This is a genomic window from Stenotrophomonas sp. Ste96 (genome assembly GCF_024519495.1).
Lineage (GTDB): Bacteria > Pseudomonadota > Gammaproteobacteria > Xanthomonadales > Xanthomonadaceae > Stenotrophomonas > Stenotrophomonas bentonitica_A.
Genome location: NZ_JALJRX010000003.1, coordinates 361,409 through 381,213 on the forward strand (window position 1 = coordinate 361,409; position 19,805 = coordinate 381,213).

Annotated in this window: 20 protein-coding genes; 7 read left to right on the top strand and 13 right to left on the bottom strand. The window is 68.6% G+C overall.

Annotated features, from left to right (window positions below; genetic code table 11):
• Positions 1–2: 2 nt before the first annotated feature.
• From OC373_RS10945 to OC373_RS10965, 5 genes are all read left to right on the top strand, one after another.
• A complete protein-coding gene (locus OC373_RS10945) occupies positions 3–878 on the top strand; it encodes a TPM domain-containing protein (protein ID WP_261997684.1) in 876 nt (291 codons plus the stop codon).
• Complete coding sequence (locus OC373_RS10950) at positions 878–1,366, top strand: TPM domain-containing protein (RefSeq protein WP_070426651.1); 489 nt, start codon at positions 878–880, stop codon at positions 1,364–1,366. Before OC373_RS10945 ends, OC373_RS10950 begins: the two co-directional genes overlap by 1 nt.
• A gap of 84 nt (positions 1,367–1,450) precedes the next feature.
• Positions 1,451–2,341 carry a prolipoprotein diacylglyceryl transferase gene (gene lgt / locus OC373_RS10955; protein WP_070426652.1) on the top strand — a complete coding sequence of 297 codons (891 nt, stop codon included), beginning with the start codon at positions 1,451–1,453 and terminating at the stop codon, positions 2,339–2,341.
• Positions 2,338–3,132, top strand: a complete 795-nt coding sequence (locus OC373_RS10960) for a thymidylate synthase (protein WP_019182433.1) — start codon at positions 2,338–2,340, stop codon at positions 3,130–3,132. Before lgt ends, OC373_RS10960 begins: the two co-directional genes overlap by 4 nt.
• Positions 3,133–3,143: 11 nt before the next feature.
• Positions 3,144–3,635 (top strand): dihydrofolate reductase, encoded by a 492-nt coding sequence (locus OC373_RS10965; RefSeq protein ID WP_070426653.1) that lies wholly within the window; start codon positions 3,144–3,146, stop codon positions 3,633–3,635.
• A gap of 43 nt (positions 3,636–3,678) precedes the next feature.
• Here the strand turns inward: OC373_RS10965 and OC373_RS10970 are convergent, their stop codons facing one another.
• The 9 genes from OC373_RS10970 to OC373_RS11010 all read right to left on the bottom strand — a co-directional run bounded on the left by OC373_RS10970 (position 3,679) and on the right by OC373_RS11010 (position 13,055).
• Positions 3,679–4,704 carry a symmetrical bis(5'-nucleosyl)-tetraphosphatase gene (locus tag OC373_RS10970; RefSeq protein WP_261997685.1) on the bottom strand — a complete coding sequence of 342 codons (1,026 nt, stop codon included), beginning with the start codon at positions 4,702–4,704 and terminating at the stop codon, positions 3,679–3,681.
• Positions 4,705–4,717: 13 nt separating this feature from the next.
• Positions 4,718–5,101, bottom strand: a complete 384-nt coding sequence (apaG, locus tag OC373_RS10975; protein ID WP_261997686.1) for a Co2+/Mg2+ efflux protein ApaG — start codon at positions 5,099–5,101, stop codon at positions 4,718–4,720.
• Positions 5,102–5,221: 120 nt separating this feature from the next.
• The gene (gene rsmA / locus OC373_RS10980) at positions 5,222–6,058 is read right to left on the bottom strand and encodes a 16S rRNA (adenine(1518)-N(6)/adenine(1519)-N(6))-dimethyltransferase RsmA (RefSeq protein ID WP_019182429.1); all 837 of its coding nucleotides are present in this window, start codon (positions 6,056–6,058) and stop codon (positions 5,222–5,224) included.
• A complete protein-coding gene (gene pdxA / locus OC373_RS10985) occupies positions 6,055–7,035 on the bottom strand; it encodes a 4-hydroxythreonine-4-phosphate dehydrogenase PdxA (RefSeq protein ID WP_261997687.1) in 981 nt (326 codons plus the stop codon). The genes rsmA and pdxA overlap by 4 nt, the downstream gene beginning before the upstream one ends.
• 3 nt (positions 7,036–7,038) lie before the next feature.
• Complete coding sequence (locus tag OC373_RS10990; protein ID WP_019182427.1) at positions 7,039–8,385, bottom strand: peptidylprolyl isomerase; 1,347 nt, start codon at positions 8,383–8,385, stop codon at positions 7,039–7,041.
• The gene (gene lptD / locus OC373_RS10995; protein ID WP_261997688.1) at positions 8,382–10,835 is read right to left on the bottom strand and encodes an LPS-assembly protein LptD; all 2,454 of its coding nucleotides are present in this window, start codon (positions 10,833–10,835) and stop codon (positions 8,382–8,384) included. Before lptD ends, OC373_RS10990 begins: the two co-directional genes overlap by 4 nt.
• Before the next feature lie 116 nt (positions 10,836–10,951).
• Complete coding sequence (locus OC373_RS11000; RefSeq protein ID WP_019182425.1) at positions 10,952–11,863, bottom strand: histone deacetylase family protein; 912 nt, start codon at positions 11,861–11,863, stop codon at positions 10,952–10,954.
• Positions 11,864–11,897: 34 nt separating this feature from the next.
• Positions 11,898–12,452, bottom strand: a complete 555-nt coding sequence (locus OC373_RS11005) for a cob(I)yrinic acid a,c-diamide adenosyltransferase (RefSeq protein ID WP_261997689.1) — start codon at positions 12,450–12,452, stop codon at positions 11,898–11,900.
• An 18-nt stretch (positions 12,453–12,470) separates the two neighbouring features.
• The gene (locus OC373_RS11010; RefSeq protein WP_070426657.1) at positions 12,471–13,055 is read right to left on the bottom strand and encodes a hypothetical protein; all 585 of its coding nucleotides are present in this window, start codon (positions 13,053–13,055) and stop codon (positions 12,471–12,473) included.
• Between the two features lie 94 nt (positions 13,056–13,149).
• Between OC373_RS11010 and ubiH the strand changes: the two genes are divergently transcribed.
• Both ubiH and OC373_RS11020 read left to right on the top strand, forming a co-directional pair.
• Positions 13,150–14,355, top strand: a complete 1,206-nt coding sequence (gene ubiH, locus OC373_RS11015) for a 2-octaprenyl-6-methoxyphenyl hydroxylase (protein WP_261997690.1) — start codon at positions 13,150–13,152, stop codon at positions 14,353–14,355.
• Entirely contained in the window at positions 14,352–15,527 is a 1,176-nt protein-coding gene (locus tag OC373_RS11020; protein WP_261997691.1) for a UbiH/UbiF family hydroxylase, read from the top strand. Before ubiH ends, OC373_RS11020 begins: the two co-directional genes overlap by 4 nt.
• A 9-nt stretch (positions 15,528–15,536) precedes the next feature.
• Here the strand turns inward: OC373_RS11020 and OC373_RS11025 are convergent, their stop codons facing one another.
• From OC373_RS11025 to OC373_RS11040, 4 genes are all read right to left on the bottom strand, one after another.
• A complete protein-coding gene (locus tag OC373_RS11025) occupies positions 15,537–15,932 on the bottom strand; it encodes an EF-hand domain-containing protein (RefSeq protein ID WP_261997692.1) in 396 nt (131 codons plus the stop codon).
• 113 nt (positions 15,933–16,045) lie between these two features.
• Positions 16,046–17,092 (bottom strand): 23S rRNA (cytidine(2498)-2'-O)-methyltransferase RlmM, encoded by a 1,047-nt coding sequence (gene rlmM, locus OC373_RS11030; protein WP_261997693.1) that lies wholly within the window; start codon positions 17,090–17,092, stop codon positions 16,046–16,048.
• 24 nt (positions 17,093–17,116) lie between these two features.
• A complete protein-coding gene (locus tag OC373_RS11035; RefSeq protein WP_019182418.1) occupies positions 17,117–17,677 on the bottom strand; it encodes a nucleoside deaminase in 561 nt (186 codons plus the stop codon).
• A gap of 202 nt (positions 17,678–17,879) precedes the next feature.
• Positions 17,880–19,628: a glutamine--tRNA ligase/YqeY domain fusion protein gene (locus OC373_RS11040; protein WP_261997694.1), complete on the bottom strand. Its 1,749-nt coding sequence runs from the start codon at positions 19,626–19,628 to the stop codon at positions 17,880–17,882.
• Positions 19,629–19,805: the final 177 nt, after the last annotated feature.

Genomic DNA, 19,805 nt, shown 5'->3' on the forward strand with positions numbered 1-19,805 from the left:
CCGTGACCATGCGCCTGCTGCGCTGCCTGTTGCTGCTCTGCCTGGCGCTCGCGCTGCCTGCCTGGGCGCAGACCCAGGCGGCGATCCCGGCGATGTCCTCGCCGGTGGTGGATACCACCGGCACATTGGATGCGGCGCAGATCCAGGCGCTGGAGGCGCAGGCGCTGGCGTTGCAGCAGCGCAAGGGCAGCCAGCTGCAGATCCTGATGGTGCCGAGCACCGCGCCGGAAACCATCGAGCAGTACACCCAGCGTGTGTTCGAGCAGTGGTCCATCGGCCGCAAGGGCGTGGACGACGGCGTCCTGCTGGTGGTGGCCAAGGACGACCGCCGGGTCCGCATCGAGCCGGGCTACGGCCTGGAAGGCGCGATTCCGGATGCGATCGCCAACCGGGTGATCCAGGAATACCTGGCCCCGCGGTTCCGCAGCAACGACTACGCCGGTGGCCTCACCGATGCCAGCGCCGCGCTGGTCAAGCTGATCGACGGCGAGGCCTTGCCCGCGCCGGTCAGCACGCATCGCGTCCAGGACGCCCCGGCGGGGGGCAACTGGACGATGGCGCTGGGCATCGGCCTGTTTGCCGGCCTGTTCCTGCGCGGCATGCTGGGCTGGCTGCCGCGACCGTTGCGCGCGCTGGCCAGCGGTGCCGGTGCCGGGGTGGCCGCGTTCCTGTTCACCTCGCTGGTGGTCGCCAGTGGCGCAGCCGCCGTGGTGGGCCTGCTGGTCGGCCTGACGTCGGCCGGTCGCGGCGGCGTGTTCGCGCGCAGTGGCGGCTGGGGTGGCGGTGGCTGGGGCGGTGGTGGCGGGTTCGGTGGCGGTGGCGGCTGGGGCGGTGGTGGTGGGCGTTCGGGAGGCGGTGGCGCCTCGGGAGGCTGGTGATGCGCTGGCTCCGGCACGTGTTTTCTCCTTCGGTGCGGCGCGCCTTCCCACCGGCACATCTGCAGGCGATCACCGATGCGATCAGCGCCGGCGAGCGGCGCCACGGTGGCCAGGTGATGTTCGCGGTGGAAGCGGATCTGCCGCTGGCCGCGTTGTGGCAGGGCGTCACGCCCCAACAGCGCGCCGAACATGCCTTCGCCCAACTGCGCACCTGGGATACTGAACACAACAACGGTGTACTGATCTACCTGCTGCTGGCCGACCATGCCATCGAGCTGGTCGCTGACCGCGGCCTGCGCGGGCGCATCGGCGAGGCGCAGTGGCAGGCGATCTGCGCGCACATGCAGCAGCGGCTGCGTGAGGGGGCCCTGCAGGCGGGCGTGCTGCTGGCGATCGAAGAGGTGTCGGACCTGCTGGCCGGGCACTATCCGCCCCTTCCGGGGTCACAGGATGACGGCCTGCCGGACACGCCGCAGATCCTGGGCTGAAGCCTGGCAATCGCACGGTCGGGGCCGCCGCGAGGCCGCTCCCGGGCGGCGCTAGAATATCGGCATCCCTGCAAGGCGCCCTTCATGATCTATTTCCACGACATCGACCCCATCGCCATCTCGCTCGGGCCGATCAAGGTGCATTGGTACGGCATCATGTACCTGCTCGGCTTTACTGCTGCCTGGTGGCTGGGGCGCAAGCGGATCGCCGCCGGTCGCCTGCCCGGGGTCGATGCCAATGGCTTCTCCGACCTGCTGTTCTACGCGATGCTCGGCGTGGTTGTCGGTGGCCGCGTGGGCTACATGCTGTTCTACGCGACCGCCGAATTCCTGCACAACCCGCTGCTGTTGTTCAAAGTGTGGGACGGCGGCATGAGCTTCCATGGCGGCCTGCTCGGCGTGCTGTTCGCCTCGTGGTGGTGGTCGCGCAAGCACCGCCTGCACCTGTTCGACACCCTCGATTTCATGTCCCCGCTGGTGCCGCTGGGCCTGGGCTTCGGCCGCATCGGCAACTTCATCGGTGCCGAGTTGTGGGGCAAGTACACCGACGGCACCTGGGGCGTGGTGTTCCCGAGCGGCCTGCCCGCGCCGTTGAACGGGCTGGACCTGGCCACGCTCAAGGCCGAGTTCGCCACCGGCGCGCTCAACCAGTACGCGCGCCATCCCTCGCAGCTGTATGAAGCGCTGCTGGAAGGCCTGGTGATGTTCGTGGTGCTGTGGGCGGTCTCGGCCAAGCCGCGCCACCGCTACGTGATCGCCGGCCTGTTCGCGCTGATGTACGGCATCTTCCGCTTCGCAGTGGAGTTCGTGCGCATGCCCGACAACGGCGTCTACCTCGCCTTCGACTGGTTCACCCGTGGCCAGCTGCTCAGCCTGCCGCTGGTCGCCTTCGGCCTGGTCCTGCTGGCGCTGTCGCGTCGCGCGCCGGTGCTGCAGCCGGTGGTGCCGGTCGCCCCGGCAGGAGCCAAGGCATGAAGGCCTACCTGGCGCTGCTCGAGCACGTGCTGGAGCACGGCACGGAAAAATCCGACCGCACCGGCACCGGCACGCGCAGCGTGTTCGGCTGGCAGATGCGCTTCAACCTCAATGACGGCTTCCCGCTGGTCACCACCAAGAAACTGCACCTGCGCTCGATCATCCATGAGCTGCTGTGGTTCCTGAAGGGCGATACCAACATCGGGTACCTGAAGGACCACCAGGTGCGGATCTGGGACGAATGGGCCGATGCCAACGGCGACCTCGGCCCGATCTACGGCAAGCAGTGGCGCAGCTGGGGCACTGCCGATGGCGGGGCGATCGACCAGATGCAGTGGCTGGTGGACGAGATCAAGCGCAACCCCGATTCGCGCCGGCTGGTGGTCAGTGCCTGGAACGTGGGCGAGCTGTCGCAGATGGCGTTGATGCCGTGCCACAACCTGTTCCAGTTCTATGTGGTGGACGGCAAGCTCAGCTGCCAGCTCTACCAGCGCAGCGGCGACATCTTCCTGGGCGTGCCGTTCAACATCGCCAGCTATGCGCTGCTGACCCACATGGTGGCGCAGGCCACCGGGCTGGGCGTTGGCGATTTCGTGCACACCCTGGGCGATGCGCACCTGTACTCGAACCATGTCGAGCAGGCCCGCGAACAGCTCGCCCGCGAGCCGCGCGCGCTGCCGACGCTCTGGCTGAACCCCGAGGTGACCGATCTGTTCGGGTTCCAGTTCGAGGACATCCGCATCGACGGTTACGACCCGCACCCGGCGATCAAGGCTCCGGTGGCCGTGTGAGTGGCCCGCGCATGAAGCTCTCGCTGATCGCTGCGCTCGACACCGGGCACGGTATCGGTCGTGACAACGACCTGCCATGGAAGCTGCCGGACGATCTCAAGCGCTTCAAGGCGCTGACCGTCGGCAAGCCGATCCTGATGGGGCGCAGGACCGCGCAGTCGCTCGGTCGCGCCCTGCCGGGCCGCCTGAACCTGGTGCTGACCCGCAGTGGCCAGGTGCCGTTCGAGGGCATGCAGGCGGTGGCTTCGATCGAGCAGGCGCTGCAGGCTGCAGGCGATGCGGGGGCACAAGAGTTGTGCGTCATTGGTGGCGGCGAAATCTATCGCCTGGCCATGGACCAGGCCACCGATCTGCACCTGACCTGGGTGGACACCACCGTGCCGGCTGATACCCATTTCCCTGCCGTCGATCCAGCGCGGTGGGTGGAAGTGGCGCGCGAGCACCACGCGGCCGATGAGCGGCACGCATTCGCATTCGATTTCGTGGATTACCGCCGCGCCTGAGCCGGCGGTGAAGGCAGGCCGGTCGTGTTGACCGGCCTGCGGATCACTCCGCGTCGCTGGTGACGTCGCTGTGCTGCGGCTGCGGTTGTGTGCTTTGTGCGGGCTTGGTGCCGCCACCTTGGCGACCTTGGCCGCCCCGGCCACGGTCGCGCCCCTGGCCTTGGCCCTGCCGCGGCGGGCGCCCGTTCGGCGGCGTGCCTTCGGCGGCCGGCCGGCGTGCCGGCGGACGCGGCGCGGAGACCGGCTTGGGCACGTCGCGGCCCGGCACCTGCACCACGCGCAGCTCGTCGGTATCCAGCTGCAGTGCGGTGAGCTTGCCCCCCCAGACCGCGCCGGTATCGATGGCGTGCACGCCCTGGGTGATGGTCAGGCCCAGGGCGGACCAGTGCCCGCAGACGATCTTCAGATCGCGCTCGGCGCGGCCCGGCACTTCGAACCAGGGATACAGCCCCTGTTCCTGCGTACCCGGCGTGCCCTTGTCCTCGATCCCGATCCGGCCACGCGGCGTGCAGTAGCGCATGCGGGTGAACAGATTGATGATCGCGCGGGAGCGGTCGTAACCGGCCAGGCCGGGCGACCAGCTCGGCTTGTCGCCGTACATGTTGCGGAACAGCTTGCGGTAGCCACTGCCATGCAGCTGCTGCTCGACCTCGCGGGCGTGCTTCTCGGCCAGCTGGGTGGTCCATTTCGGGGCCAGCCCGGCGTGGATCATCATCCAGCCCAGCTCACGGTCCACATGGGCCAGCTTCTGCATGCGCAGCCATTCCAGCAGTTCGTCGCGGTCCTCGGCCTGCACGATGCGCAGCAGGTCCGGGTTGACCTTGCGCTGCTCTTCCTCGGTGCGTGCACCGACCGCAAGCAGCGACAGGTCATGGTTGCCCAGCACGATCACGCTGCTCTCGCGCAGCGAATGGACCAGGCGCAGGGTTTCCAGCGACTGCCCACCGCGGTTGACCAGGTCACCGCAGAACCACAGCTTGTCGACCGCGGGGTCGAAGTTGATCTTTTCCAGCAACCGCTGGGTGACGTCGTAGCAGCCCTGCAGGTCGCCGATGGCCCAGACACTCATGCGTGCGCCTCCATCAGTGCAGTGTGCGCGGAACGGTCAGGACGAACGGCGCGATGGGGGCGGCGAACTCGGTGCCATCATCGGCCACCATGTCGTAGTGCCCCTGCATCGTGCCGTGCTCGGTCTCCAGCATGACACCGGAGGTGTAACGGAAGTCTTCACCGGGACGCAGCCGCGGCTGCTCGCCGATCACCCCGTCGCCGTCGACCCGCTCGGTGCGGCCATTGGCATCGGTGATCCGCCAGTGGCGGGCCACCAGGCGTGCGGCGACGCGCCCCTGGTTGAGGATGCGGATCGTGTAGGCGAACGCGTAGCGCCCGTCCTCCGGCGTGGACTGGTCATCGAGGAAGCGGGGGGCGACCTCGACGGAGATCACGTAATTTGCAGCGTCGTTCATGCAGGCAGTGTAGTAAAAGTTGTGCACGATGAGATGAGTGCTGCCCGGCTGGCAGCGCCCCGTCATGAAGGTCAGGCGGTTCCACGTGCGCGCGGCGCCCGGGGGCCGCGGGCGAGGCGCTCATCCCTGCGCGGCGTCGTCACCGTCGGTGTACGGCACGTTCGCCAGCGCGATGAACTGCGCCACGTCCAGCTGCTCGGCACGGGCATCGCTGCGCACCCCGGCTGCTTCGAACTGCTCGGGCGTGCATACGTTCTGCAGTGCATTGCGCAGGGTCTTGCGGCGCTGCCCGAAGGCGGCCTTGACCACGTGGGCAAATCGCTTGCGGTCCAGGATGCCGACCGTGGCCGGATCGCGCGGGACCAGCCGCACCACGGCCGAATCGACCTTCGGCGGCGGCCGGAACGCACCCGGCGGCACCACGAACAGCGAGGTCACCTTGCAGAACGCCTGCAGCATCACGCTCAGCCGGCCGTAGACCTTGCTGCCCGGATCGGCGGCCATGCGGTCGACCACTTCCTTCTGCAGCATGAAGTGCATGTCGGTGATCACCGCCGCGTGGTCCAGCGCATGGAACAGGATCGGCGAGGAGATGTTGTAGGGCAGGTTGCCGACCAGGCGGATCGGACTGCCGGCGGCCAGCTCGGTGAAATCCACCTGCAGCACGTCGCGGTGGATGATGGTCATCTCACCCAGCGGTTCGGCGGCGGCGGCCAGCGGCCCGACCAGGTCGCGATCGAACTCGATCACGGTCAGTTTCGGGTGGCGGCGCAGCAGTGGCAGGGTGATGGCGCCCTGGCCGGGGCCGATTTCGACCAGGCGGTCGCCGTCCTTCGGGTTGACCGCCAGGACGATCTTGTCGATGTAGCTGCGGTCGGCGAGGAAGTGCTGGCCGAGCTGCTTCTTGGCGGGGCCGGAGAAACCGGGCGCGCCGGAGGAGGAATACGAAGAAGTCATGGCACCAGTGTACGTTGGCGCGCCAGCCGGGCACACAGCGCGGTGGCAGCGAGGAGGCTGGAGGGGTCGGCGATGCCGCGGCCGGCCAGGTCCAGGGCGGTGCCGTGGTCGACCGCGACGCGCGGGTAGGGCAGGCCCAGGGTGATGTTGACGGCCTGCTCGAAGCCGCTGTACTTGAGCACCGGCAGGCCCTGGTCGTGGTACATGGCCAGCACCGTGTCGAAACCGGCCAGCTTGGCCGGCAGGAACGCGGTATCGGCCGGCAGCGGGCCGACCAGGTCCATGCCCCGGGCGCGCAGGCGCTCCAGCAGCGGGATGATCAGGTCCAGCTCTTCGCGGCCCAGATGGCCGTCTTCGCCGGCATGCGGGTTGAGCCCGAGCACGGCGATGCGCGGCGAGGGCAGGCCGAAATCGCGCTGCAGGGCGTCGTGCACGATCTGCAGGGTCAGGGCCAGGCTCTCGGCGGTGATCGCATCGGCGACCGAGCGCAGCGGCAGGTGGGTGGTCGCCAGGGCGACCCGCACGATCTCGTTGGCCAGCATCATCACCACCGGGGTGCGGGCCTGGTCGGCCAGCAGTTCGGTGGTGCCGCTGTAGGCGATGCCGCCTTCATTGATGACCGCCTTGTGCACCGGGCCGGTGACCACGCCGGCCAGTTCACCGGTCAGGCAGGCCTGGCCGGCCTGGCGCAGGGCGCCGATCACCGCGCCGGCATTGGCCGGGTCGGGGGTGCCGAAACGGGATGGCACCGCATTGGGCACCACCCGCAACGGCAGATCGCCCGGCTGGCGGGCGATCGCGTCTTCAGGCAGGAGCTGCAGCGGCAGCGACAGCGCCGCGGCGGCGGCGTGCAGGGTATCCGGGTCGGCGAAGGCCAGCAGCCGGCAATCGGCGCGCGGCTGCTGGATCAGGCGGAGGCAGAGCTCCGGGCCGATCCCCGCCGGCTCGCCCGGTACCAGCGCGAGCTGCGGGAGCATGGATCAGGACTGCGGCGGCGTGGTCGCCGCGGCACCCGGCGCATAGCCGCGCATGTCCACGTAGGCTTCGCCACGCAGTTCCTGCAGGAAGCGGTTGTACTCTTCCTCCAGCTTGCGGCGGCCGATCGTTTCACGGATCTGGGCACGCTGGTTGTCGGTGGTGGCATCGGTCTGGCGCGTGGCAACGCGCTGGACGATATGCCAGCCGGCATCGGTGCGGAACGGCTGGCTCACGCCGCCGTCGGCCACGCCTTCGACCTGCTTGCCGAAGTCCGGGCCGAATGCATCGACCGGGAACCAGCCCAGATCGCCGCCCTGGCCCTTGCTGTTGTTGTCTTCCGAGGATTCCTTGGCGACCGCGTCGAACTCGGCGCCACCGGCGATGCGGGCGCGCAGCGTGTCGATCTTGGCCTTGGCCGCCGCGTTGTCCTGCTGGTCGGTGATGCGGACCAGGATGTGACGGGCGTGGTACTCGGTGATGGTGTGACCGCCGGCGGCGGCCGCGCTGGCATCACGCACCTCCACCAGCTTCAGCAGCTGGAAGCCGCTGGGGCCACGCAGCGGACCGACCACGTCGCCGGTCTTCATTTCCTTCATCATCTGCGCGAAGGCATTGGGGATCTCATCCAGCGAACGCCAGCCCAGGTCGCCGCCTTCCAGCGCGTTCGGGCTGTCCGAATAACGGACCGCCGCGGCGTTGAAGTCAATCTCACCCTTGTCCAGCAGTGCCTTGACGCCATCGGCCTTCTTCTGGCCGGTGGTGATCTGCTCGGCGGTGGCACCTTCGGGCAGGCCGATCAGGATGTGGGCCAGGTGGTACTGGGTGCCCACGGTGGCCTGCTGCTTGAGCGCGCCGTCCACTTCACCTTCGCTGACGGTGATGCGGCTCTGCGCGAAGCTCTGGCGCAGGCGCTGGACGGTGATCTCGTCACGCACCGAATTGCGGAAATCGTTGAAATCCAGACCGTCGCTGGCCAGACGCTGGCGCAGGGCATCCAGGGTGGAGCCGTTCTGCTGGGCGATGGCGTTGATGGCCTGGTTCAGTTCCTGGTCGCTGACCTTGATGCCGCTGCTCTCGGCACGCGCCACCTGCAGCTTGACCAGGACCAGACGCTCCAGCACCTGGCGGCTGAGCACATCATCGGGCGGCAGCTGGTTTTCGCGACCGGCGTACTGCGCCTTGATGTTCTGGACGGCACGGTCCAGTTCGCTCTGCAGCACGACGTCCTCATCGACGATCGCCGCGATGCGGTCCAGCGGCTGACTCTGCTGGGCCAGCACCTGCAACGGGGCCGTCGCGGAGGAGACCGCCAGCAGGGAGGCGAGGAGTACGGGAAGGGTCTTGGTCATGGGATCTGATTCGGATCGTAGTCGTCGCGGGCTGCACCGGTGTTGCTGGGCGGCACCAGATAGAGGTCGTCTCGGTAGTAGCCGAGAATAGCACGGCGCAAGGTGCGGTCCGTGTTCTGGCCGATGGAGCTCAGGCCCTTGAGCACGAACTCGATCTGGAAGGAGTTGTTGAGTTCACCCTCGCGGTTGCGCACGTAGCGGCGGGCGATGGCGCGAACGGCCAGGCAGCAGCTGTCCCACTGCACACCGCCGATGATTTCCAGCGGGGCGCGGTCCTGGATGGAGTAGTAATAGCGGCCGACCAGGCTCCAGCGCTCATTGAGCGGGTACAGGAAGGACAGGTCGGCCTGCTCCAGCAGGGTCCGGTCGCGGCGGGTCGCCGTGGTCGAGGCCTGCGGATTCAAACGGCTGCGGTAGGTCAGATTGACGATGCCGTCGTTGGACATCAGGTAGCGCGCGCGCACGCTGGCCAGGTCCTCACGCTTGTACTTGGGGTCCCACTGGTAGGTGGCGCCCAGCGTCCAGCGGTCGTTGATCATGTAGTTCGTATCGGCGATCCAGGCCGACTTGCCCTGCTCGACCGGGGTTTCACTGCTGTTGAGCGTGACCCGTGAATCATCGAAATACAGGATCTGGCCGATGCTGCCGGAGAAGCGCTCCTTACCGGTGTCCTGGTCGATGAAACGGGTGCTCACCGCCATGGTCAGCTGGTTGGCATCGTTCTGCCGATCGGCGCCGGAATAGCGCGAATCGCGGAACAGCTGGCCCCAGCTGAAGGTGAAGTCACGCGTATCGAACACCGGCAGATCGCTCTGGTCGCGGTACGGCGTGCGCAGGTAGAACAGGCGCGGTTCCAGGGTATGCAGGAAGCGGGTATCGCCGATTTTGGTCTCGCGATCGAAGAACAGGCCGGCGTCGATGGTGCCGATCGGCAGGCTGCGGCTTGGCGAAGTATTGCCGCGCAGCTGGTCGGGGGTCGCGGTGGCCGGATCGATACCGGCGGCGATCAGGTTCTGCCGGCGGATGTCGTCGGCCAGGCCGCGTTCCAGGTCGTACCCGGTGTAGCGGTAGGCCAGGGTCGGGGTGACGTACCAGGCCGCGCCACTGAAGGGCATGGAGACATATGGCTTCACGTCCAGGCGCGAACCGCCGTCCATGCTGCGTGACACGCCGGTGCGCTCGTACTCCTGGTCGGCGCCGAACTTCTCATGCACATCCAGGTGCGTGAAGTTGACGGCTTCGGCGTACACGCCGGTTTCCAGCCAGGGCAGCAGCGGCTTGTCCCAGTTGACGAACAGGCGCGGCTGGCGGGCGTAGGGCAGGGACGCTTCGGTCAGGGTGTAATCGGTGAGCTGCCAGTAATCGGCCATCAGGCCGCCGGTCCAGTTCTCGCCGGTGCCGTAGATGCCGATCTGGCTCTGCAGGTTGGAGGTGGTCACGCCGAGCAGCCGGTTGGAGAAATCCTCCAGATAGCGCTCATCGCTGACCCAGGCCAGGCTGGCACGGGCCTGCCAGTTGGCGTTGATGTTGTGATATCCGCTGAACTCCACGCGGCCGCGATCCTTGTCGCGCAGCTTGTCGTTGGGCAGGTAGGCGGTCAGCAGTTCGCCGCGGCCACCGTCGTAGAGGTAGCGGAATTCGTTGTCGAGCATGAAGCCGCGCTTGCTCATGTAGCGCGGCATCAGGGTGTCGTCGAAGTTCGGCGCCAGGTTCAGATAGATCGGCTGGGTGTAATCGAAGCCGTTGCGCCCGGACAGGCCCACCTGCGGATAGAGGAGGCCGGTCTGGCGGCGATCATCGATCGGGAACTTGAAGTAGGGCGCCCACAGCACCGGCACCTTGCCGATCCGCAGCACCGCGTTGCGTGCGGTGCCGAAACCGGCGTCGTTATCGACCTCGATCTGCGGTGCCGACAGCTTCCATACCGGCTGCGAGGGATCGCAGGTGGTGTAGGTGGAGCGGTGCATCTGGCCGACCGCACCCTGCAGGTCGATCGACTCGGCGCCGCCATTGCCGCGGCGGGACACCAGCTGATACTGGATATCGCTGATCTTGTGGGTGTCGCTTTCCTGGTTGCCCTCGGCGCGACGGGCCTTCATCCGGATCGAGGAGTCCTGGTAACGGACATTGCCCTCGGCGATGTAGTTGCCGCTTTCGGTATCGAAGCTCAGGTTGTCGGTGCCCAGGAACTGGTCGCCGCGCTTGAGCGCGACATTGCCCTGGTAGTTGGGCACCACGGAGGTACCGGTCAGTTGGTCGCCTTCGATGTCCGTCGGCTGCTGGTCACGCGTCGCGGCCGCGGCTTTGTCGGCCTTGGGCGCGTCGTCGAACACGGGCAGCACGTCGGTCACCGGGCACAGGCCCCAGTTCACCGGCTTGTCGTCGGCCAGGGCCGGCAGGCAGATGGCGATACTGAGGGGGAGGGGCAGCAGGCGGAGGGCTCGGCGCACGCGGTATCGGATTCGGACGAAAACGGATCGTAGCTTGCCCCATCCCTTGCATAGGGGCAATGAAGGTCCGGCCCAGGCAGGGGGCCGGGTTCATTCGCCGGGCGGCGCCGCGCGGCTCAGCGCAGCTGGCCGACGTGGGCCACGCTGCACTCGGCCAGGGCCTGCAGGTCGTAACCGCCCTCGAGCATGGAGACGATCCGGCCGGCCCCGTGGCGCCGGGCCAGGCCGCGCAGCTCGGTGGTGATCCAGGCGAAATCCTCGGTTTCCAGCATCAGGTCGGCCTGCGGATCGCGCATGTGCGCATCGAAGCCGGCCGAGATCAGCAGCAGTTGCGGGCGGAAATCATCGATGGCCGGCAGCATCTCGTCGGCCCAGGTGTTGCGGAAGCGGAAGCCGCCGCTGCCTGGCGGCAGCAGGATGTTCATCAGGTTGCCGGCCCCGCGGTCGCGGCGCAGGCCGGAGTTGGGGAACAGCCCGGCCTGGTGGGTGCTGTAGTAGGCCACGCCGGGATCGGCGATGAAGATGTCCTGGGTGCCGTTGCCGTGGTGCACGTCGAAATCGACGATGGCGATCCGCTCCAGCCCATAGCGGTCGCGCGCGTAGGCCGCGGCGATGGCAATGTTGTTGAACAGGCAGAAGCCCATGGCGGTGCTGGCGCTGGCGTGGTGGCCGGGCGGGCGCACCGCGCAGAAGGCGACCGGGTCGTCGCCGAGCATCACCGCATCCACCGCGGCGACGCCGGCACCGGCTGCATGCAGGGCCGCGCTGGCCGAGCCGGGCGAGGTCATGGTGTCCATGTCGATCAGGCGCAACGGCTCGGTCTGCGGCTTGAGGACCAGGTCGATCAGTTCGCTGTCGTGGACCCGGGCCAGCTCGCCGAGCTTGGCGGGCGGTGCTTCGCGCCAGTCCAGCTGGTCCGGATAGGCCGCCTTCAGCGCATCGAGTACCCCCTGCAGGCGCGCCGGGCATTCGGGATGGCCGCGGCCGGGATCGTGTTGCAGACAGGCGGGGTGGGTGAAAACCAGCATGCGGGCAGGATATCCGGTGGGGCGGCGGGGCCGCTCAGGCGTGGCGGCGCTCGTGGCGCCAGAGCACCTCGCCGTGGCCGTCGGCACGGGCCAGTACGCGCGCGAGCACGAACAGCAGGTCCGACAGGCGGTTGAGGTAATGCAGCGCTTCCGGGCGGACCGTCTCCCGGCGCGCCAGGGTGACGGTCTCGCGCTCGGCGCGGCGCACGATGGTGCGGGCCAGGTGGCAGCGCGCGGCGGCTTCGCCACCGGCGGGCAGGATGAACTCCTTGAGCACCGGCAGATCGGCGTTGTAGTGATCCAGCTGCTGCTCCAGGGCCTGGATGTCGGCCGCGTGGATGGCGGCATGGCCGGGGATGCACAGCTCGCCGCCCAGATCGAACAGCTGGTGCTGGATCATCGTCAGCAGGGTGCGCACATCGGGCGGCAGCGGCACCGCAAGCAGCACGCCCAGCGCCGAGTTGGCTTCATCGACGGTGCCGTAGGCGGCCACCCGGGCGTCGTCCTTGGCTACGCGGCTGCCATCGCCCAGGCCGGTGCTGCCGTCGTCACCGGTGCGCGTATAGATGCGGGACAAGCGGTTGCCCACGGTCGCCTCCGGCCGCGGTCAGCGCAGCACGTCGCGGCGCGCCTGCAGCAGCTTGCCGACCTGTTCGGTCGCCAGCTGCAGGGCGGCGGCCAGACCGACGTAGACCGCGGCGGTACGCAGGTAGGGCAGGAACCAGTCGCCGTAGTTCTTCGCCCAGCCGCTGAAGGTGGGCGTGGCGACGTTGTCGCTGGTCCAGTAGAAACCGCCCTGGGCGAACAGGTGGCAGACCGCCACCGCCGCGACCAGCAGCAGCGCGCCCTTGCCCAGTGCGGCCCAGCTGGCGCCGTGATAGCCGGCGCGCAGGAGCATGCCGCCGCCCCACATGGCGAAATAGGCCGGCAGCAGCATCCAGTAGCCCGGTGACACGCAGTAGTGCTGCCAGAAGTCCAGGCCGCTGCGGCGGATGACGATCCAGTCCACCAGCACCGCCACCGCCATCAGCAGCGGAAACGCGCCGCGGGTCCACGCGCGCAGGTAGAAGCCGCCGATGAAGAACACCGCCCAGGACGCATCCGGAATCGCCGCGAAATGGTTGACCCGCGTGGCCGCCATCAGCAGCACGAGCACGGACAGGACGAAGGCGCGGTGGGCAGTGGAGGTCATGGCGGTGACGGGTGGGGGCAGGCATTCATTCTAGCGCCTGCTGCGGCACCCCGCCGCACGCCGCCCGAACGGGCGAACCCTTATCATGGCGGGCATGAGTGAACGACATGATGTAGTGATCGTAGGCGGCGGGCTGGTCGGTGCCAGCCTGGCCATCGCCCTGGACCGTGCCGGCCGTGATGTCGGTCTGGTCGAGGCTTCGCCGCTGGGCACGCTGCCGGCAGTGTTCGACCAGCGCAACCTCAGCTTCGCGGCCGCCACGGTCAACGCGCTGACCGCACTGGGCGTGATGCAGAAGCTGGCTACTGCGCCCGGCCCGATCACCCGCATCCATGTCAGCCGCGCAGGCGATTTCGGTCGGGTGCAGATGGCGGCCGCGCAGTACCAGCGCCCGTGGTTCGGCCAGGTCGTGGTCGCCCGCGATTTCGGCCAGGCGCTGGAGGCGCGGCTGGACATGCTGGCCCACCTTACCCGCTATCGCCCGGCCCGGTTCGTGCGCCTGGGTGCCACGGTGGACGGGTATCGCCAGGTCTTCATCGCCGATGACAGCGGTGAGCGCTGCCTGCTGGCGCGCCTGGTGGTCGGTGCCGACGGCACCCGCAGCGGGGTGCGCGAGGCGCTGGGGATCGAGGTGGACGAGCATGATTTCGAGCAGACCCTGTTCGTTTCGCGGGTGCGCGCCGCCCGGGCGCCGGACGGCACCGCGTACGAGCGTTTCACCGACACCGGCCCGACCGCGTTGCTGCCGCGTGGCGACCGCCACTTCGGTGCGGTGCACGGCGTTGCCCGCGACCAGGCCGAGGCGGTGATGGCGCTGGACGATGCCGCCTGGGTGAGCCGGCTGCAGGGGGCCATCGGCTGGCGTGCCGGCCGCCTGCTGGAGAGTGGGCCACGCAGCGCGTACCCCTTGATCCAGGTGCTGTCGCGCGCGCTGGTCGGTGAGCGCACGGTCCTGCTGGGCAATGCCGCGCAGACCATCCATCCGCTGGGCGCCCAGGGCTTCAACCTGGGCCTGCGCGATGCGCTGACCCTGGCCGAACTCGTGGCCGACGCCGACGATGCCGGCAGCGATGCGCTGCTGCGCGAACACGTGGCACGACGTCTTGAAGACCGCGAGCAGACCATCGCCTTCTCCGGTGGGCTGGCGCGCCTGACCAGCAACCCGGCGCCGCTGATGCGGCCGCTGCGGTCGCTCGGCCTGCTGGCGGCACAGGCGACGCCGATGCAGTCGATGCTGGTGGGTGGCGCGATGGGCTTCCGCGGTCAGGTGCCGGCGCTGTGCCGCGGAGCCGGCCTGTGAGCCGGCGCCTGCAGGACGTGGTGGTGGTCGGCGGCGGCGTGGTCGGTGCGGCCTGCGCCCTGGCCTTGGCCGAGGCCGGATTGACGGTGACGCTGGTCGAAGGCCGCGAGCCCGCCGCGTGGCAACCGCAGCAGCCGGACCTGCGCGTGTATGCGTTCGCGCCGGACAATGCGCAGCTGCTGGCCGCGCTCGGCGTGTGGCCGGCGGTGAGCACGGCGCGGGCGTGTGCCTACCGCCGGATGCGGGTCTGGGATGCGGCCGGTGGCGATGAACTGCGCTTCGATGCCGACACGCTCGGCCGTGAACAACTGGGCTGGATCGTGGAGAACGATCTGCTGGTGGACCGCCTGTGGGCGGCGCTGCCGGCGGCCGGCGTGCAGCTGTGCTGCCCGGCGCGGGTGGAAGCCCTGGAGCAGGACGCCAACGGGGTGCGCCTGCGCCTGGATGACGGCCGCAGGCTCGAGGCGTCGCTGGCGATTGCCGCCGACGGGGCCGAATCCACCCTGCGCCGGCTGGCCGGGCTGGAGGTCACGCGCCAGGAGTACGGCCAGCGTGGCGTGGTCGCCTACGTGGATACCGAAAAAGCCAACGAAGCCACGGCCTGGCAGCGCTTTCTGGTGACCGGCCCGCTGGCGGTGCTGCCGATCGGCACGCACCGCAGCTCGATCGTGTGGACCCTGCCCGACGCCGAGGCCGAGCGCGTGCTGGCGCTGGATGATGCGGCGTTCGGTCGCGAGCTGACCAACGCCTTTGCCGGCCGCCTGGGCGCGATGACGCTGGCCTCCAGGCGCGCGGCCTTCCCGCTGCGCCGACAGCTGGCGACCGGTTACGTGGCCGGCCGCGTGCTCGCGCTGGGGGATGCGGCCCACGTGGTGCATCCGCTGGCCGGGCAGGGCGTCAATCTCGGCCTGCGTGATGTGGCTGCGTTGCGGGCAATGGTGCTGGCCGCACAGCAGCGCCGCCAGGACTGGATGTCACCGCACCGCCTGCAGCGCTGGGCGCGCGAGCGCCGCAGCGAGAACACCGTCGCTGCGTACAGCTTCGATGCGATCAATACGGTGTTCTCCAACGATGAAATGCACCTGACCCTGGCGCGCGGGCGCGCGCTGGGCTGCGCCGGCAAGCTGCCGCCGCTGGTGTCGATGTTCTGGAAGCGCGCCGCGGGGCTGTGACCCGCGCGCTCAGTCGATCAGCCAGCCGGCCAGGTCGGCGCGGTCCAGCTTGCCGCGCCGCTTCACGTCCAGCGCGTTGAACTCATCGGCCAGGGTCGGGTTGGCCTGCGCTTCGGCGCGGCTGATGAAGCCGTCGCCGTCGACATCCAGCGCCGCGAACGCGATCCGGTACTGACCGACCACGCTCACCGGCTGCACCGAACGCACCGTTACCGCAGCTTCGCCGGCCGGCGCGGCCAGCGTCACCTGATGGGTCACCTCGCCCTGCGAGAGCGGCTGTGCGCGCACGCTCGCGGGGACCTCGCGCAGCGGTTCGCTGATCGCCGGTGACGGCGGGCGGACCTGGGCCAGGGCGAGCGTGGGCAGCAGCGTCAGCAGCAGGATGAGGCGGGATCGGCGTCGCATGGAATCTCCGTTCTTGACGTAGGGACGCCGGGGGGCCGGCGCGTGCTTCGATCATTGCCGCGCGTTGCGCGGCCAGTCGGGCATGGCCCGGCTCTACCGGCGGTGCGCGTGGTTCAGCGCAGTGGCGAGGCCAGCACCGTGATTTCTTCGCGGTCGTGGTACAGCTGCTTGGCGCGTAGATGCAGCGGCTTGCCGGCCTGTTCCTGGAACAGCTCCAGGCACATGCGGGTTTCATCCCAGCGCTTTTTCATCGGCAGCTTGAGGTTGAAGATCGCATGCTTGCACCAGCCCTCGCGGAACCAGGTGGCCATGCGTTCGGCCACGCGGCGGGGCTGTTCGACCATGTCGCAGACCATCCAGTCCAGCGGGGTCTCCGGCTGCCAATGGAAGCCATCGGCGCGCAGATGCTCAACCAGCCCGGTCTCCAGCACGTGCTCGCGCAGCGGGCCGTTGTCCACGCTGATCACCTTCAGGTGCTGGCGGGTCAATACCCAGGTCCAGCCGCCCGGCGCAGCGCCCAGGTCGGCCGCGTGCATGCCCGGCTTGACCAACAGTTCGCGCTCTTCGGGCGTCATCAGGGTGAGCAGGGCTTCATCGAGCTTCAGCGCCGAGCGCGAGGGCGCGTCGGGCAGCAGCTTCAGGCGTGGAATGCCCAGCGGCCAGGGCGCGCTGTCGCGGGTGTCGGCCACGCACACGAAGGCATGACGGCCATCCACGAACACGATGTGCAGGCGCGGCAGGCCGGTGTTCGGCTTGTCGGTCAGCAGGCCGGCCTTGCGCAGCGCCGGGCGCAGCGCATTGCCGAACGCGCGGGCCAGGCCGGCCAGCGGCTTGCCTTCGTCCGAGTCCGGATGTTCGACCCACATGTCGCCGAAGCGTTGCTGCCCCTGCAGGGCGGCGATGATCGGGGTGATGCGGTCGGCAGCATCGAGCTGCGGCAGCTCGGCCAGCACCTGCAGCTTCTGCCGGGCGAAGATCAGCGAGCGCCAGGACAGGGCCTTGGACAGCGCCGCACCTTCGTCGGTGACGAACACCACGTAACCGTCATTGCGCTGGGTGCGCGCATAGCCGGCCACGTTGGCATAGGCCGCACGCTCGGACAGCTCGGCGGCCAGTTCCGGTTCAAACCCCTGGCGGCACAGACACAGCAGGCCGCTCATCGCATCGCGCCCGAAGCGCGGATATCAGTAATGGGCACCGTTGATCTCTCCGTACTGGCGCAGCACCGCGCGCGCGGCGTCGCGCTCGATGTCGCGCACGACCTCGATGCCACGCTTGTTGAGTTCGCCGATCCAGTCCGCCGGCAGCGGGCCTTCATCGAAGGGGGTCAGTTCTTCCACGTCCTGTGCGCTGGCACCGATCAGCAGCCGATCGATGCCGGCCCAGATGGTGGCGCCGTAGCACTGGCAGCACGGCTGCGAGGAGGTGGCCAGGGTGATCGGTGACAGCACATCGTTCAGGCGCGGGGTCTGCAGGCGCTGCTGGGCCAGCATGTAGGCCATGTTCTCGGCATGCGCCAGCGAGGTCGTATGCGGCACCACGCGGTTCACGCCGGCGGCGATCACGCGATGATCCGGCCCAAACACCACGGCGCCGAACGGGCCGCCGCTCTGTGCCTCGACATTCAGGCGCGACAGTTCAATCGCCAGCGCGACCTTGTCGGCGTCCTCGGGATAGACACGGCCCAGATCGATCTGGTCGTGGATCCAGGCGGGCAGGGTGAGATGGACTTGCGCGTACAGCATCGGGACATGAACCTCTTCAAAGATGGAGCAGCGGCAGTGTATCGGGCCGCGCCCGGGGATGCCGTGCCCGCGCTGAACGCGGCCACGCGCACGCCGGCGCAGGGCTGCGCCGGTCGCAGGGAATCTGGAGCGCAGGCCCTGCCGATGCAGGGCCGCGCCGGGGTCACGCGGTGGCCGGTGCCTGGCACCGGCCGGGTGCAGCTTACGCCGACCAGGTATCGCGCAGGGTCACGCTGCGGTTGAACACCGGCTTGGCGGAGGTGTGGTCGCGGCGGTCGGCCACGAAGTAGCCGGTACGCTCGAACTGGAACGACTGCTCCGGCGCGGCGCTGGCCGCGGCCGGCTCGACATAGCCGGTGACGGTGCGGCGTGAGTCCGGATTGAGGTAATCGCGGTAGGTCTTGCCGTCGGTTTCGTCGTCCGGGTTCGGCACCGAGAACAGACGGTCGTACAGGCGGATCTCGGCCGGCACCGCATGCACGGCGCTGACCCAATGGATGGTGCCCTTGACCTTGCGGTTGGCGCCTTCCATGCCCGGGCGCGATTCCGGATCCAGCCAGCCGCGCAGTTCGGTGATGGTGCCGTCGGCGTCCTTGATCACCTCATCGCAGCGGATGATGCCGGCACCGCGCAGGCGCACTTCGCCACCCGGCACCAGGCGCTTCCATCCCTTGGGCGGAACCTCGGCGAAATCCTCGCGCTCGATCCACAGCTCGCGGGCGAACGGCACCTCGCGGGTACCGAAGGCCTCATCCTTGGGATGGTTGGAGAAGGTCAGGGTTTCTTCGTGGCCATCGGGCAGGTTGGTCAGCACCAGCTTGACCGGATCGACCACCGCCATGCGGCGCGCGGCGGCGCTGTCGAGGTCTTCGCGCAGCGCGCCTTCGAGCACGCTGAAATCGATCAGCGAATTCTGCTTGCTGATGCCCACACGCTCGGCGAACAGGCGCATCGCCGCCGGGGTATAGCCACGGCGACGCAGGCCCTGCAGGGTCGGCATGCGCGGGTCTTCCCAGCCATCCACCAGCTGCTCGGTGACCAGCGCCATCAGCTTGCGCTTGCTCATCACCGTGTAGTTGATGTTCAAACGCGAGAACTCGATCTGGCGCGGCTTGGCCGCCTCACGCGGCAGGCCGCGATCGACCAGCGGCTGGGTCAGCGCGTCGTTGTGGGCGAAATCGACGTTGTCCACGCACCAGTCGTACAGCGGGCGGTGGTCTTCGAATTCCAGCGTGCACAGCGAGTGGGTGATGCCCTCGATGGAATCGCCCAGTGCATGCGCGAAGTCGTACATCGGGTAGATCGGCCATGCATTGCCGGTGTTCTGGTGTTCAACGTGCTTGATCCGGTACAGGGCCGGGTCGCGCAGGTTGATGTTGCCGCTGGCCATGTCGATCTTCGCGCGTACGGTGCGCGCACCATCCGGGAACTCGCCCGCGCGCATGCGGCCGAACAGGTCCAGGTTTTCCTCGACGCTGCGGTCGCGGAACGGCGACGGGCGACCCGGCTCGGTCAGGGTGCCGCGGTAGGCACGCACTTCCTCGGCCGAGAGGTCGCACACGTAGGCCTTGCCGTCGCGGATCAGCTTTTCGGCGGCCAGGTAGTACGCATCGAAATAATCCGAGGCATGGCGCAGCTCGTTCCACTCAAAGCCCAGCCAGCGCACATCGTCCTGGATCGCGGCCACGTACTCCGGGTCTTCCTTGGCCGGATTGGTGTCGTCGAAACGCAGGTTGCACACGCCGTTGAACTCGCCGGCGATGCCGAAGTTCAGGCAGATCGACTTGGCGTGGCCGATGTGCAGGTAGCCGTTGGGCTCGGGCGGGAAGCGCGTCTTGATCGCGGCATGCTTGCCGCCGGCCAGGTCCTCACGGACGATCTGACGGATGAAATCCCGTTTTTCCTGGGTTTCCGGAAGGGCGTCGGTGGGGGCGGCGGTAGACTCGGACATGATGCGCGGTCGCAGTTAAAAGGTAGAAAGACCAACAGTTTAGCCTGTCGGGGGACGCGCCACCGCATTCGCGCTGTCGCCCCACGTTTTGCTGCGCAAACCGCGGGCCCCATCTCACCATCACCCAGACCCCCGCGCCTTCGGCGCCGCCCCCTGACTCAGGGGGCTTCCCCGCCA

Excerpts from the sequence above, each read along its gene's own strand:
- OC373_RS11000 (WP_019182425.1), bottom strand. The coding sequence starts at position 11,863 with ATGCTGGTTTTCACCCACCCCGCCTGTCTGCAACACGATCCCGGCCGC.
- pdxA (WP_261997687.1), bottom strand. The coding sequence starts at position 7,035 with ATGCTCCCGCAGCTCGCGCTGGTACCGGGCGAGCCGGCGGGGATCGGC.
- OC373_RS11040 (WP_261997694.1), bottom strand. The coding sequence starts at position 19,628 with ATGTCCGAGTCTACCGCCGCCCCCACCGACGCCCTTCCGGAAACCCAG.
- OC373_RS11035 (WP_019182418.1), bottom strand. The coding sequence starts at position 17,677 with ATGCTGTACGCGCAAGTCCATCTCACCCTGCCCGCCTGGATCCACGAC.
- ubiH (WP_261997690.1), top strand. The coding sequence starts at position 13,150 with ATGAGTGAACGACATGATGTAGTGATCGTAGGCGGCGGGCTGGTCGGT.
- OC373_RS11010 (WP_070426657.1), bottom strand. The coding sequence starts at position 13,055 with ATGACCTCCACTGCCCACCGCGCCTTCGTCCTGTCCGTGCTCGTGCTG.
- OC373_RS10960 (WP_019182433.1), top strand. The coding sequence starts at position 2,338 with ATGAAGGCCTACCTGGCGCTGCTCGAGCACGTGCTGGAGCACGGCACG.
- OC373_RS11025 (WP_261997692.1), bottom strand. The coding sequence starts at position 15,932 with ATGCGACGCCGATCCCGCCTCATCCTGCTGCTGACGCTGCTGCCCACG.
- apaG (WP_261997686.1), bottom strand. The coding sequence starts at position 5,101 with ATGAACGACGCTGCAAATTACGTGATCTCCGTCGAGGTCGCCCCCCGC.
- lgt (WP_070426652.1), top strand. The coding sequence starts at position 1,451 with ATGATCTATTTCCACGACATCGACCCCATCGCCATCTCGCTCGGGCCG.
- rlmM (WP_261997693.1), bottom strand. The coding sequence starts at position 17,092 with ATGAGCGGCCTGCTGTGTCTGTGCCGCCAGGGGTTTGAACCGGAACTG.
- OC373_RS10965 (WP_070426653.1), top strand. The coding sequence starts at position 3,144 with ATGAAGCTCTCGCTGATCGCTGCGCTCGACACCGGGCACGGTATCGGT.
- rsmA (WP_019182429.1), bottom strand. The coding sequence starts at position 6,058 with ATGACTTCTTCGTATTCCTCCTCCGGCGCGCCCGGTTTCTCCGGCCCC.
- OC373_RS10970 (WP_261997685.1), bottom strand. The coding sequence starts at position 4,704 with ATGAGTGTCTGGGCCATCGGCGACCTGCAGGGCTGCTACGACGTCACC.
- OC373_RS10990 (WP_019182427.1), bottom strand. The coding sequence starts at position 8,385 with ATGACCAAGACCCTTCCCGTACTCCTCGCCTCCCTGCTGGCGGTCTCC.
- OC373_RS10950 (WP_070426651.1), top strand. The coding sequence starts at position 878 with ATGCGCTGGCTCCGGCACGTGTTTTCTCCTTCGGTGCGGCGCGCCTTC.